Annotated in this window: 8 protein-coding genes; 3 read left to right on the forward strand and 5 right to left on the reverse strand. The window is 69.5% G+C overall.

What is annotated here, in order from left to right:
- Positions 1-39: 39 nt before the first annotated feature.
- The 5 genes from TsocGM_RS15225 to TsocGM_RS15245 form a co-directional block, all read right to left on the reverse strand.
- On the reverse strand, positions 40-1,830 hold the full coding sequence (locus TsocGM_RS15225; RefSeq protein WP_126726323.1) for a hypothetical protein: 1,791 nt from the start codon (positions 1,828-1,830) through the stop codon (positions 40-42).
- A 181-nt stretch (positions 1,831-2,011) separates the two neighbouring features.
- On the reverse strand, positions 2,012-4,483 hold the full coding sequence (gene pilM, locus TsocGM_RS15230) for a type IV pilus assembly protein PilM (RefSeq protein ID WP_126726324.1): 2,472 nt from the start codon (positions 4,481-4,483) through the stop codon (positions 2,012-2,014).
- A 442-nt stretch (positions 4,484-4,925) separates the two neighbouring features.
- Entirely contained in the window at positions 4,926-8,132 is a 3,207-nt protein-coding gene (locus TsocGM_RS15235; RefSeq protein ID WP_233578916.1) for an amidohydrolase family protein, read from the reverse strand.
- 402 nt (positions 8,133-8,534) lie between these two features.
- Complete coding sequence (locus TsocGM_RS15240; RefSeq protein ID WP_126726325.1) at positions 8,535-8,750, reverse strand: hypothetical protein; 216 nt, start codon at positions 8,748-8,750, stop codon at positions 8,535-8,537.
- Positions 8,751-9,244: 494 nt separating this feature from the next.
- A complete protein-coding gene (locus TsocGM_RS15245) occupies positions 9,245-10,348 on the reverse strand; it encodes a CPBP family intramembrane glutamic endopeptidase (protein ID WP_126726326.1) in 1,104 nt (367 codons plus the stop codon).
- 181 nt (positions 10,349-10,529) lie between these two features.
- Here TsocGM_RS15245 and tyrS point away from each other — a divergent pair, with 181 nt between their 5' ends.
- The 3 genes from tyrS to TsocGM_RS15260 all read left to right on the forward strand — a co-directional run bounded on the left by tyrS (position 10,530) and on the right by TsocGM_RS15260 (position 14,054).
- Positions 10,530-11,747 (forward strand): tyrosine--tRNA ligase, encoded by a 1,218-nt coding sequence (tyrS, locus tag TsocGM_RS15250; RefSeq protein WP_126726327.1) that lies wholly within the window; start codon positions 10,530-10,532, stop codon positions 11,745-11,747.
- Positions 11,748-11,812: 65 nt separating this feature from the next.
- Complete coding sequence (locus TsocGM_RS15255) at positions 11,813-12,880, forward strand: Gfo/Idh/MocA family protein (protein WP_126726328.1); 1,068 nt, start codon at positions 11,813-11,815, stop codon at positions 12,878-12,880.
- Positions 12,881-13,100: 220 nt separating this feature from the next.
- A complete protein-coding gene (locus TsocGM_RS15260; RefSeq protein ID WP_126726329.1) occupies positions 13,101-14,054 on the forward strand; it encodes a lysophospholipid acyltransferase family protein in 954 nt (317 codons plus the stop codon).
- The last annotated feature ends 126 nt before the right edge of the window (positions 14,055-14,180 follow it).

Genomic DNA, 14,180 nt, shown 5'->3' on the forward strand with positions numbered 1-14,180 from the left:
GAGGGGCCGGGCGCTGCCCGGCCCGGATGGGAGGGCCGATCAGGGCTGGGTGTCGGGCTCGACCGGCTCGGCCGGGGGCTCGGCCGCTTCGACGTCGGCCGGGGAGGAGGCGTCCGTCCCGGCGGGTGCGTCCTGGGGCGCCAGGTCGACCGGGGTGGCGTCGGGACCGTCGGCCGGGTCGGTCGCCGCGGGAACCTCCTCCTCGGCGGCGGGGGCCGGCTCGATCGAGGTGTCGTCGCCGACGATCGGCTCCGTCGACTCCTCGGCGGAGAGGGGGTCGGTGGCGACGTCGCCCGGACTGCCCTCCTCGGGGGTCTCCTCGGGGGCGGGCGGGTAGTAGAAGCGGGCCTGGACGTAGACCTGAAGCTCGACGATGTTGTAATACGGGTCGTAGATGGTGATCTTCTCGGGCTCGGCCTCCGCTCCGGCGTCCTTCTCCTGCTTGGTCAGGTCGCGGCGGACCTTCGAGCGGGGCTGGTTCAGGGAGCTGCGGCCCATCCCGCTCCGGCCGTAGCCGCCCATCATGCCGGGCATCATCCCTTCCATGCCCATTCCCATCATGCCTTCCATGCCCATGCCGCGGCCGTAGCCGCCCATCATCTCCATGCCGGGCATACCGCCCATCATGCCGGGCATCATCCCTTCCATGCCCATCATGCCGTACAGGCCGCCGCCCTGACCGAGGCCGAAGCCGCCCATGCCGAACCCGGCGAAGCCCTGACCCTTGACGGGGGGCTGGACCCGGGTCTTGGGGCGGGTCCAGTTGGCCTCAAGCACGCGCATCGACATCGGGGAGTTCTCGAACTCGACCAGGAAGTTCTGGATGGAGTTCTGGTCGATGAGCACCGAGACGTAGGCCGGGTAGTCGCGGAAGAGGTCCTCGACTCCCTCGGGCTGGAGGAACTTGACGGGCTCGCCGCTCTTGGTGGCCATGCCGCCCATCATGCCGCTTCCGGGGCCGTACTCGCCCCGGCCCATCATGCTCTCCATCATCGCTTCCATGCCGGCCATGCCGCCGGCCATGCCGGGCATGCCGCTCGAGGCGGTGGCCGGCTTCTCCGGCTCGAGGGACTGGCCCCCCTTGGTGACCTCGGGAGGATCCTTCAGCTCGTACCCCTCGGCCGCCGTGCGGTGGTCGACGGCCGTGGAGTTGCCGACCTCCAGGCGGTTGATCTGCTTGATCGGAGCCGATTCCCAGTCGGTGGCCCCGGCCTTCCGGTTGACCTGGGCGATGACCTCGAGGATCGAGCGGCGGACCCAGAGGTTCTCCTGGTACTGCCAGATTTTGGTGATCGAGGGGAGGTTGTTGACATCGAACGTGACCGTGGCCAGAAGGGTTTCCAGCGGTGGGGTGACGACAATCCCTTCACCGGTGACGGGGTCCCAAGGGTCGACCGTCTTGTACACCTCCTCGGCGTACTTGTCGTAGACCTTGGTATAGACGTAGGACACGCCATCCAGGACGTTGGGCGGGATGTCCTCAGGGATATCCCGGCCCCAGGCGGTCAGTTCGGGGGCAACCTCCTCGGGCCAATCGAGCAGCGGCGCCTGCCGTTCGTAGAGGCGCCGGTGGGCCTCACGGACGTCCTCCTCGATCAGCTCAATCTTCTCCTTGGTGAACTCCGCATACTGGCCATTGATGACCGCGCCCGAGGTATAGGCCTGGGCCCCTTCCTTGGCCGACTTGATCTCGCTGGCCTTGGCCTCGGTTTCCGACTTCACCGTGCCAGCGGTGACGAAATAGCCGATGATCGGCAGCAGGAAGGCGATGCCCAGGACGATCCAGAAGCGATTCCGGATCATCAGGCGGAGGATTTCCTTGGCGTCCATGGGGTCGGTTCCGGGGGCCTCAGGTGGTCGGTGGGGAAGGGACCGGGTCGATTCGCGAGGGACGACGGGGGGCGAGGGCGGCCGGTTGCGGGCAGTCCCCGCGCCGGGATCCGCCTCGGAAGACCCGGGGCCGCCGCCGCCCGAGGAGAAGGGGGCGGCGGCCCGACCGGGCTCGGGGTCGTCAGGGCGTCTCGGCGGGTGGCGTGCCCCCCTCGGCGGGGGCCGTCGTGGCGGCGCCGGCGGCGGGGGCCGTCTCGGCGCCGGCGGCCGGGGCCTGCAACTGCTGGAGGCTTTGCTCCGACTCGGCGGCCGACTCCTCCTCGAAGGCCTTCAGGTCCTCGAGGTCCGGGGCCTGGATCTTGCCCTTGTACTTGTCCTCGGCCTCGCGGAGGGCCTTGATCAATTCGGCGGGCTCCTTCGCCGGCTTCTCCTCGGTGGGGGGCTGCCAGACGACGTAGATGACGAAGTCGGTCCGGGTGAGGTACTCCATCTCCGGCTCGTTGCCCATGCCGGGCATCCGGCCGAACGCGGAGCTTCGGCCGCCCCTCATGCCGTACATGCTTTCCATGCCGCCCATCATGCCGGACATCCCGCCCATCATGCCGGGCATCATGCCTTCCATTCCTTCCATGCCCATGCCGCGACCGCCGTACATGCCCTCCATGCCCTCCATGCCGGGCATCATGGCTTCCATGCCCATCATGCCGGCCATCCCGCCCGCCGCGCCGCCGGTCGGGGCGGCGACGGAGTGCTTGAGGGTGGGGGCGTTGGTGGGGAGGCTGTTGGAGGCGAGCGCCTTCTCGCTGGTCCACTGGTCGTCGGTGAGCATCCAGGCCAGGGCGGCATGTGAGAAGCCGAGGCGACGGATGGGCACACCCCAGAAGTTGGGCAGCACGCGCTGGGTCAGGAAGAAGTAGGGACCGGTGCCCGGCTCTCGGAGCACGAGCGGGTTGTAGTGGTGGCCGATGATCTCGATGACCCAGCCGGGGCCCTCGGGGGGTGTTTCCTGGTCGTACGGGTGCATCGTGTTCTTCATGCGGTCCTTCAGCTCGGGGCCGTTAAACCACTCGGCCAGGTCGAGCTTGAAGACGGGGCGGATGGCGTCGATGTGGACACGCTGCAGGTCGAGCAGGCGGCGGCCCTCGGGGGAGTCGAAGTCGACATCCTTGAACCTGGGATCCTCGCGCGGGTCGTAGATGAAGGTGCTGAGGATCTGGAAGAGGGACTTGAAGTCGGCCCCGTCGGCGCTGGTTTCGGCGAGGGTTTCGCCCCGGGACTTGAGGGTGTTGAACTGGCCCTTATCGGCCTCGTAGGAGCTTTTGAACCCGTCGCCGGTGGACTTGACCTGCTTGGCCTGGGCCACGGCCGACTCGAAGTCGGGGTTCTTCACCTTGGCCAAGGCGCGGTAGTCGCCGAGGAACAGGGCGGAGAAGCCCAGCAGCATCAGCGCCGCGGCCAGCAGGGTCAGCGGCTTCTTGGCGCGGATCATCCGGGCCTGGGCGATCTCCCCCGGCAGCAGGTTGGTCCGCAGGCCTCCCTGACCGAGCCCCTGGACCCCCAGACCATAGGCAACGGCGAACGACGGCAGGTTTTCCTGGAACTGCGGGGCCGAGAGGACCTCCTCGCCGGCCAGGCGTTGGAAGTGCTCCAGCTTCTCCACATCCATGTTCAGGTTCTGCTGCAGGAACTTCTGCAGCCCCGGCAGCTTGAAGCCGTTGCCCAGGCCGACGACCTTGACGACCTTGGCCTGGCGGTTAACGCTGCCGTAGAAGCCGATCGAGCGCTGGACCTCGCTGGAGAAGTCGTTGAAGACGCCGCGCATGGCCGTGAACACGGCGCGGGGGTCGGGGGCCTTGGTGGCGTTGCGCTTCAGGTGCTCGGCCTTGGCGAAGGTAAGCTTCAGCTCCTTGGTCAGCGCCCGCGTGAAGTGATTGCCGCCGATGGGGACGTTGCGCTGCCAGATGCGCTCGCCGTCGGAGATGATCAGGTCGGTGTGGTCGGCGCCGATGTCGAGCAGGACGATCGAGCCGCCCGGCTCGATCGCCGGCTCGACCTTGGCCTCGGCGGGGACGTCCTCCCCCTCGGCGTCGGCCTCGCCAGCGAGTTGGGGGCGGAGCCGGTCATACGCGATGAAGTTGTACAGCGCGATCGGGTTCATCTGGACGATGTCGACCTCGATCCCTGCGACCGTGAAGGGAAGGATCGCGCGCTGGATCATCTCCCGCTTCATGGCGAAGAGGCCGACCTCGGTCTGGGAGAACTCCTCGTCCCCCTCGGTGGCGATCTCCTGCCAGTCCCAGATGACCTCCTCCAGGGCGAAGGGGATCTGCTGGCGGGCCTCGAACTTGACGATGTCCGGAATGCGCTTCTTGTCGACCGGCGGAAGCTTGATGAACTTCACCAGGCCCGACTGCCCGGGGACGCCGATGGCGACGCGATTCCCCTTGACCTCGTTCCGTTCGAGGAACGTGGCCAACGCCTCGCGAACCAGCTCCTCGGGGTCGGCGTCGGGCTGACTGAGGATCTTGGGGTATTCGATGTAGTCGAAGGCCTCGGCGATGACGTGATCGGGCGTCTCGCCCGGCACCAGCTTCAAGGCCTTCAGCGCGGCCTGGCCGATATCGATGGCCCAGACGGGCTGGATCTTCGGCATGCGGTCATTCTCCTGCGGGCCGGAACCGGCTCCGGCCTGAAGCCTTGATCTGGGTGATAGTTGCGTCGAAGGTCGGGCAGAAAGTCGCGGAGAGTCCGCGGCCCCCCGGGACGGGAGGCGGGGCGTCAGGGTGCCCCACGCTAGCAGAGGGATCGACACGTCGTCAATCGGTCGAGGTGGGGCCCCTTCCTCGTCGTTCCCTTGGACGTCGGGCGACCGCCGGGAGTTCCCCGGGGCCTCCGGTCGCCGCGATCCCCCCGAGAAGGGCTGGGGGTGGGGCGGCCCGACCGCGGAGGCCTAACATTAACATACGAGAAGCGGGCCGGGGGGGACGGCCGGCCGGGGGCGGCGGCGCCGTTGCATCTCGGCAACTCGTTCGAACCCGCCTTTCGGGACGCATACGGAGCGCGTTCCGGGGGAGCAAGGTCGCCCGAGCCCGGGATCAGCGGGGCGAATCCCCCGAGAAGACGACCTCGCCGTCGATGATCGTCTCGGTCACCTCGGCCTCCCGGATCTCCTGCGGCGAGCTGGCGAACGGGTCGCGGTCGATCACCGTCAGGTCGGCCCGGTAGCCGGGCCTCAGGAGCCCAAGCCGCTGCTCGTCGAAGGCCGAGAACGCCGAGCCGGAGGTGAAACCGCGCAGGGCCTCGTGCAGCGAGAGCAGGTGCTCCGGGTGCCAGCCGCCGTCGGGAAGCCCCCGGGCGTCCTGTCGGGAAACGGAGGCATAGAGCCCCCAGAAGGGGCTGGGGATCTCCACCGGGAAGTCGCTGCCGAAGGCGAGCCGGACGCCGGCGTCTCGGAACCAGCGCCAGGCGTAGGCGCCGAGCACCCGGGAGGGGCCGAGGCGATCGTCGGCCCAGCGCATGTCGGTGCTCGCGTGCGCGGGCTGCATCGAGGCGATGATCCCCAACCGGGCGAACCGGGGCACGTCCTGAGGGCGGACGACCTGCGCGTGCTCAACGCGGAGCCGGGCGTCGTCCGCCTCGGGGACGGCTTGCAGGGCGGCCTCGTAGGCGTCGAGGACCAGGGCGTTTCCCTTGTCGCCGATGGCATGGGTGCAGACCTGCCAGCCGTTGCGGAGGGCGGCGGTCGTCACCTCGAGCAGGAGGTCGGGCTCGATCAGGTAGAGCCCGGAGTTCTCAGGGTCGTCGGCGTAGGGTTCGAACATCAGGGCCCCTCGGGAGCCCATCGCGCCATCGATGAACAGCTTGATCGCCTGGAGGCGAAAGCGGGCGTCCGGGTCGGAGGCTTCGGGGGGCCTGGAGACGAACTCGAGCTCCCGGCCATCGGGGGGGTTGGCCATGCCGTAGACGCGGAGCTTCAGAAGCCCGTCGCGGTCGAGCTGTCGGAAGGCGGCGGCGACCCCGGCCGGCACGCCGGCATCGTGCACTCCGGTCAGGCCGACGGCGAGGACGGCGTCCTGGGCCAGCAGGAGGCGGCGGCGAACGTCGTCGGCCGACAGCTCGGGCACGACCCGGCCGACGAGGCCCATCGCGCCGTCGATGAACACGCCGGTCGGATTCCCGTTGTCGTCCCGGATGATCTGACCGTCGCTGGGAGCCTCGGATCCGGCGGTAACTCCCGCCAGACGCATCGCCTCGGAGTTGGCCCAGCCGGCGTGGCCGTCGACGCGGCGGAGCCAGACGGGGTGATCCGGGCTGGCCTCGTCGAGGATCGCGGCCGTCGGGAACTCGCCGCCGGGCCAGAGGCTCTGGTCCCAGTTCCGGCCAGTGACCCAGGCCCCCTCCGGGAGCGATTCGGCCCGTTCCCGGATCAATCGCCCGACTTCATCGAGCGCGGCCACGTCTCGGAGATCGACCTCCTCGATCGAGGAGCCGAGCATCAGCAGGTGCCCATGCGCGTCGATCAGGCCGGGCATGGCGAAGCCTTCGGGGCGGTCGACGATCCGGGTGTTCGGCCCTCGATACCGGGCGATGTCGTCGATCGAGCCGACCGCGACAATCTCACCCGCTCGGCAGGCGACGGCCTCGGCCCAGGGGAGCTCGGGATCGCCGGTCCAGATGCGGGAGGCCGAGACGATCAGGTCGGCGGGGCCGTCCGACTGGAGGCGGAGGGCCCGGCCGGGCAGGGTGTCCATGAAGCGTCCCCCCGAAATGGCGGGCGTGCCGGCAATGAGCAGGTGGACGACGCCCGGCGCGAGAACCGTTGGATCGTCGAAGGTGGCGGCGTCCCGGAAGGCGTCGGGGTCGAAGACGACGAGGTCGGCGACAGCCCCTTCCCGGATCGTACCTCGGTCGGGGAGGCCAAGGATCTCGGCCGGCAGTCCGGAGGAGGACCGGATGGCTGCCTCCAGGCTGATGACGCCGTCGTCGAGCGCGTACCGGATCTTCCTCGGGAAGGTGCCGTAGGAGCGGGGGTGAGGGCGGTCGTCTCCGCCGGGGAAGTGGGCGGAGCCGTCGGAGGCGGTCGCCACGAAGTCGCGGGCCATGACGTGCCGGACGTCCTGCTCGCTCATGATGAAGCTAATGGCCGAGGCGCCGCCGTTCCGCTGGATCTCAACGACGATCTCCTCGGGGGGCATGCCCTCCTCCTGAGCGATGGCGGCGACCGACTTGCCGACCCAGTCCGTCCGCTTCGGGTATCGGGCGATCCGAATGGCCTCCCCACCGTTCCGGCGGACGAGGCCGGCTCGGATCTCCTCGCGGAGCTCCTCGCCGCGCCTGGGATCGTCGGCGATCTCGGCGAACGCCTCATCGCCGTCTCGGAGGGCCCAGTCGGGGACGACCATCGCACCGAGCGAGGTGCTGGAGGCAACGTACGGATACTGGTCGGCCGAGGCGCGCTGGCCGGCGGCCCGGGCCTCGGCAATGCGGTCGCAGGCCGGCCCAACCAGGCCCCAGGCGTCCTTGCCGCTGGCCTTCAGGTGGGAGATGTGGGCCGGAACGCCGGCCTCCCGACCGATCCGCAACGCCTCGTCGATCGAGTCGAGCAGCCCGGTCCCCTCCCCCCGGATGTGGCTGGCGTAGATCCCGCCGTGCTCGGCGACGACGCGGGCCAGGGCGATCAGCTCGTCGGTGTCGCCGTATCGGCTGGGGATGTAGATGAGGCCGGTCGACATCCCCCAGGCTCCGGCCTCCATCCCCCGGCGGACGATCTCGGCCATGCGATCCAGCTCGTCGGGGGAGGCCCGGCGGTCGGCGTTGCCAATGACCTCGGCGCGAACGGCGCCGTGGGGGACCAGGTGGATGACGTTGGTGCCGGCCCCGTTCTCGTCGATGGCGTCGAGGTAGGCCGCCACGTCGATCGGCCCGCCGCCGCAGTTGCCGGTGACAATCGTCGTCACCCCCTGGGCCTGGTAGTTCCGATTGGCCCGGGTGGGATCCTGGAGGATGGAGCGGTCGGAGTGAGTATGCAGGTCGATGAACCCGGGAGCGACAACCAGCCCGGTGGCGTCGATCACCTCGGTCCCGGGCTCGATCTCGAACCGGCCGACGGCCACGATCCGGCCGTCCCGAACCGCGACGTCGGCCGATCGCGCCGGCGCCCCCGTTCCGTCGACGACGGTACCGCCCTTCAACACCAAATCGGCGGAAACGCCCGCCGCACCGATCGCGAGGGGGCTCGCCAGCGCGGCGAGGAACCAGCAGACCGTGAGGCAACAGGCCGAACGTCGGCGTCGTGTCATCATCCGAGGTCCCCTTCGAGCGTTCCCTGACGGTGTTCCGGCACCGATCGCCCGATTATGGGGGCGAGGGCGCCGGGTCGCCAGGGCCGACCCGGGGGTAGGCGGTCCCTCCGTCCGCGAGCCGCCGGGAGCCTCAACCGGTCGGCCTCGTTCATCATCCGATCGCCGACGCCCCACCCGCCGCCCCCTCAGCCCCCCGGACGGCCGGTGTCGGCAGAGGACGCCAAGAGGCCAGGAAGAAGGCGGGGCGATCCCGAAATCGAAACGGCCGCCCACCGGATCGATCCGGGGGGCGGCCGAGGGGTGATTCGAGCGGATCGGTCAGCCGATCGGAGGCCATTCGCCCGAGGGGAGTCCGATCCCCAGGGCAGTCAATCGGGGCGAACCGATCGCTTCGGGCTCCGGTCAGGAGCGGTCGGTCGAGACGGTGCCGCGGGGCTCGGCGGAGCGCCGGCCCGTGCGGCCGGAGTTGGCGTAGGAGGCCGTCAGAGCGCCCAGCAGCAGCGAGCGGCGACCGCTCCGGGCCGAGACCCCGCCGCGACGGATCCGGGCCATGGCCCCGGCCCACTCGAACCCGTGATGCGTCGGTGCGGTCTTCTTCTTGGAATTCACCACGCTCATCGTATCGAATCGCTCCAGGTTCAGGGGGCCGGGGTGCCGGAAAGCTCGACGGCCCCGACCTCACCAGACCAATCCGTTGCACCGCGAGGGCCCCGAATTCCAGCGTTCCAGCACGCTCTCCCTAGCGGCCGGGCGACCGGTCGCGGTGTCCCAGCACCGCGGGGGCCAGGTGTTCGGATCATTGCTGAGGCGCCCGCACTGCGCACGACCAGGAGGATGTGCGGGCCGCCGGATCCCGATCGAGTCCGGTAGAAGCCCCGGTGTTATCGTCCCGATCGGCCGAGAACTTCACCGATCACGACGGGTTCCGCTGGTTCGCCGGATCCGGTGTGAATCGCTCAATCAGCCGGCTCGAAGGGATGTGGGCCACACCGACACCTCAATCGGAATAAAAGCATCCTAATCTGGTGTCCGAGACCCGGCAAGCGAAATCCGGGATCTTCACCCCGATTCAACAATTCGAGACACTCGCGGGGCACGCCCAACCGTGGGGATCAATCCGGTCGGGCTTCCGCCCCCACCGGATCGGCCTCGAGCTCGGCCGAGGAGGAGGGGACCGGCGGGACGGGAATCGCCTCGGCCTCCTCGTCCTGGGAGGCCGAGGGAACCAGCAGCAGCAGGGCGATCATCGCCGCCGTGCTCAGGCCGTTGAAGGTGGCATGCATCGCGATCGGAGCGACCAGCCCGCCGGTCCTCCGGTAGACGATGCCCAGCCCGACCGCCAGCACGAACAGCGGGATCGGCGCCGGCCACTGGCCAAAGTGCACTCCCGCGAACAGGGCCGCCGGCAGCAGCAACGCCGCCCGGCTCCTCGGTCGGCCGACCGGGGCGCTCGCCCCCCGCTTCCCCGCCGGGGAGTCCTCCCCAACTTCGGCGACCGCCGGCCCTCCGTCCGGGGCCTTCAGGAAGACCAGGTCCCCCGGATCCTCGACCCGGGGCAGTTCCTCCCGGACCCGGGCGGGATCGAGCCGTTTCTCCAACCAGCCCTGCAGGATGCCGCGGAACATCAGCTCCTCGGCCGCCGGCGCCAGCACCACCGCCGAGACCAGGGCCAGCACCATGACCGCTGGCGAGGGGCGCTCCATCAGCATCTGCTGCAACGGGTGGGCCGTCGGCTCCCAGACGAAGATCGCCGCGAGCTGGACCGCGTAGACCAGGGGCACCAGGCAGAGGGCCGCCACCACGCCAGTCGCCACGTCAGACAGAAGCGTCTCCCAGCGGAAGCCCAGGTCGGCCGCCTTCGCCCGGCAGGAAAGGACGAGCATCGCCGGCAGCACGACCAGCAGCGTCAGGTTGACCAACGACACGGCGGCCATCGCGTCGACCAGATCCAGATTCCCCGACTCGTCCCGACGGCCCCGGAGAATCGCGGAGGCGATCACCGTGACCACCTGCCAGGCGAGGAAACAGAAGAGGGCCTCTCGGCCCCCCCAGGGGACCGCCCGGGCCGGCCGGGTGGGCACGATCGGCCGGCCCGACCACCAGCGCTCGGCGACCACCGCCCAGGAGGCGGAGATCGCCAGCAACACCCCCATCGCCAGGCCGAGGAGCAGGAGCGCCGATCGCATCGGAACGTCGAGTTGGGGATCGAGCGGCATCGGCGGCGGCACTCCGGCAAGGCGGGAAAGAACGAGGAGGTTCGACCCTCCAATGGTAGGACCCGACCGGCCATCGGGCCACCTTGTCCGAACCGAAGCGATGGCCTAGAATCGCTCCCGCCCCGCCCCGGGGGCCCCCTCGAACCCGATCCGCAAGCCCCGACCCAGGTTAGCGCCCCCGATGCGACCCGCCGCCGAGCAACTCGACCTCCTCCGACGGGGGATCGACGCGATCACCCCCGAGGCCGAATTCGTCAAGAAGCTGGAGGCGTCGGCCCGCACCGGGACCCCGCTGCGGGTCAAGTACGGCATCGACCCGACCGGCATCGACGTCCACCTCGGCCATACCGTCCCGCTGCGGAAGCTCCGGCAGTTCCAGGATCTCGGGCACACGGCCGTCATCATCATCGGCGACTACACCGCCCTGGTCGGCGACCCCTCCGGCCGCTCCGACCACCGCGCCGGTCTGACGAAGGAACAGGTCGAGGCCAACGCCCGAGACTACCTCGCCCAGGTCGGCAAGATCGTCGACCTCTCCCGCGCCGAGGTCCGCCACAACGGCGATTGGTTCTCCCGGTGGACCTTCCTGGACGTCCTGGACCTGACCCGACGCATGACCATCGGCCAGGTCTCCGCCCGCGAGGACTTCGCCCTGCGGCTCAAGTCGGAGAAGCCGGTCTACCTGAGCGAATGCCTCTACCCACTCATGCAGGGATGGGACTCAGTGGAGATCCGGGCCGACGTGGAGCTGGGGGGAACCGAGCAGCTCTTCAACCTGCTCGTCGCCCGCGACCTCCAGCAGGACGAGGGGCAGCCGCCTCAGGTGGCCATGACGATGCCGATTCTGGTGGGCACCGACGGCAAGCAGCGCATGGGCAAGAGCCTGGGGAATTACATCGGCGTCTCCGAGCCTCCGGAAACGCAATTCGGCAAGGTGATGAGCATCCCCGACGAGCCGATGCGCCAGTACTTCACCCTGCTGACCGACCTCCCGATGGCCGAGATCGACGCGATGCTCGCCCCCGGGGTGAACCCCCGAGACGCCAAGGAGGTTCTCGGCAAGACGATCGTCTCCCAGTACCACGGCCCCGAGGCCGCCGAGGCCGCCGCCGCCGCCTTCCGCCGCCGTGCCGCCGGCGAGGACCCCGAGGAGATCCCCGAGGTCCCGGTCCCCCGCGACCAGTTCGACGCCGACGGCCGGATCACCATGCCCAGGCTGATCGTCGCCCTCAAGCTCGATTCGAGCACCTCCAACGCCCGCCGAGTCATCGAGCAGGGGGGCGTCACCATCGGCCCCGACCGGACGCCTGTGACCGACCCAAAGGCGCCGATCGCCGTCCCCGACGGGTTGATCGTCCGTGTCGGCAAGCGGAAGATCGCCCGAGTGCGGCGCTCCTGACGCGAGCGGCCCCGATCGCCGCCACACTCCTTCGCAGGACAGACAAAGGACAGGGACCACGAATCATGGCCGAACACGGCATCGGACTCGTCGGCTGCGGCATGATCGCCGAGTACCACACCAAGGCGATCAACGAGATCCCCGGGGCCCGCGTCGTGGCCGTCTTCGACCAGGTGCCCGGCCGGGGAGAGAAAATCGTCGGCATGGCCGAGGGAGGAGAGGTCGCCATCTACGACGATCTGGAAAAGATGCTCGCCCACCCGGGGCTGGACGTGGTCAGCGTCTGCACCCCCAGCGGCGCCCACCGGGACCCGGCCGTCGCGGCGGCGAAGGCGGGCAAACACGTGGTCGTCGAGAAGCCGCTGGAAATCACCCTGGCCCGCTGCGACGCGATCATCAACGCCTGCGACGCCGCCGGCACTCGGCTCTGCACCATCTTCCCCTCACGATACTCCCCGGCCAACGCCCGGCTGAAGGAGGCAATCGAACTGGGCCGCTTCGGCCGACTGACGCTGGGAGACACCTACATCAAGTGGTGGCGCACCCAGGAGTATTACGACTCCGGCGGCTGGCGCGGCACCTGGGCCCTCGACGGCGGCGGCGCCCTGATGAACCAGTCGATCCACAACGTCGACCTGCTCTCCTGGCTCATGGGAGAGGTCGAGACCGTCACCGCCCTGACCGCCACGCTCGCCCACGAACGCATCGAGGTGGAGGACACCGCCGTCGCCGCCGTCCGCTTCAAGAACGGCGCCCTCGGCGTCATCGAGGCCGCCACCAGCGCCTATCCCGGCCTCTCCAAGCGGATCGAGATCCACGGCGACCGCGGCTCGGCCCGGATCGAACAGGACGACATCACCCTCTGGGAGTTCCAGGAGAAGGTCCCCAGCGACAACGACATCCTCGCCGCCATGGCCCGGGCCGGCGCCACCGGCGGCGGCTCCGACCCCCGCGGCATCACCCACGAGGGGCACCGCCTGCAGCTCTCCGACTTCCTCGCCGCCATCGATGAGGGACGCCCCGCCTTCGTCGACGGCCGCGAAGGGCGCAAGTCGGTCGAGATCATCCGCGCTATCTACCGGTCGGCAGAGCAGGGGGGGAAACCGGTCACGCTGCCCTTGACGGACGACTGATTCCGGAGGTCTCCGACCGCTGATCCTCCAAGTCCTGGGGCGGCTCGGGTCGACCCGACCCCTCCCGCCCCCGCCGATCCCCGAGCCCAACCACCGCTTGATGCCCGGATGACCCCGAGCACAAACCGAGGCGAGGCGGGGCCGATCAGCCTCGCCCAACCTCCTCGACCGGACGAGATCGCCGGCCGACTCCCATCGCGGCTCAACGGAGTGACCGCCGATGTTCCCCAAGCGATCCCGAGCGAAGAAGCCCCGCAACAAGGCGATCGACTACGCCACGTACCTCGGCGTCCGGCTCGTCGTCTTCCTGGCGCAGCGGCTCTCGATCCGGCAATCGTACGCGCTGGCCGACGCCATCGCGGCGCTGGTCTACCGGATCGACAAACGCCATCGCGAGGTGGCCATGGAGAACCTCCGCCTGGCGTTCGGCGACGACTATTCGGAGGCGGAGCGCGAGCGGATCGTCCGAGGCGTCTACCGGCACTTCCTCCGGATGGTGATGGAGATGCTGCACATCCCCCGGATGATGAGCCTGACCACCTGGCGACGGTACCTCCGCCTGGAGGGGCACGAGGCGGTGCTGGAACGGCTGCTCAAGGGCGGGCCGATGATCATGCTGACCGGCCATTATGGAAACTGGGAGATGGCCGGCTACCTGTTCGGCGCCTTCGGCTTCCCGCCGAACTCGGTCGCCCGGACGCTGGACAACCCCCACCTGGACCGCTTCCTCCGCTCCTTCCGAGAGCGCACCGGCCAGCGGATGATCGCCAAGAAGGGGGGGAGCGAGGCGATGGTCGACGTGCTGGAGTCCGGCGGCCTGCTATCGATGCTCGCCGACCAGGACGCCGGGCCCAAGGGGCTGTTCGTCCCCTTCTTCGGCCGGCCGGCGTCGACGTTCAAGGCGATCGCCCTGCTGGCGATCGAGTACAACGCTCCGATCGTCGTCGGCGGCGCCCGCCGCATCGGCGACGACTTCCGCTACGTCGTCGAGGTCGAGGAGATCATCGACCCCGACCCGGAGAACGCCTCTCCCGACCTCGTCCCCGAGCTGACCCGACGCTACACCGCCGCCCTGGAGCGGATGATCCGCCGCGATCCAACGCAGTACCTCTGGCTCCACCGGCGCTGGAAGCACCAGCCGCAACCCCGGAAGGCGAAGCCGAAGGCGGCCTGAGGCCGGTTGAGCTGGATGACCGGCGATCGGCCCGGAATGGCCGGGGTCGGGGCGACCCCGGTTCGGGAGGCGCTCGACGCCGGGGGAGAGACGACCCCCGCTCCCCGGCCGTCGCGACGTCGAGCG

The organism is Tautonia sociabilis (genome assembly GCF_003977685.1).
Taxonomy (GTDB): domain Bacteria; phylum Planctomycetota; class Planctomycetia; order Isosphaerales; family Isosphaeraceae; genus Tautonia; species Tautonia sociabilis.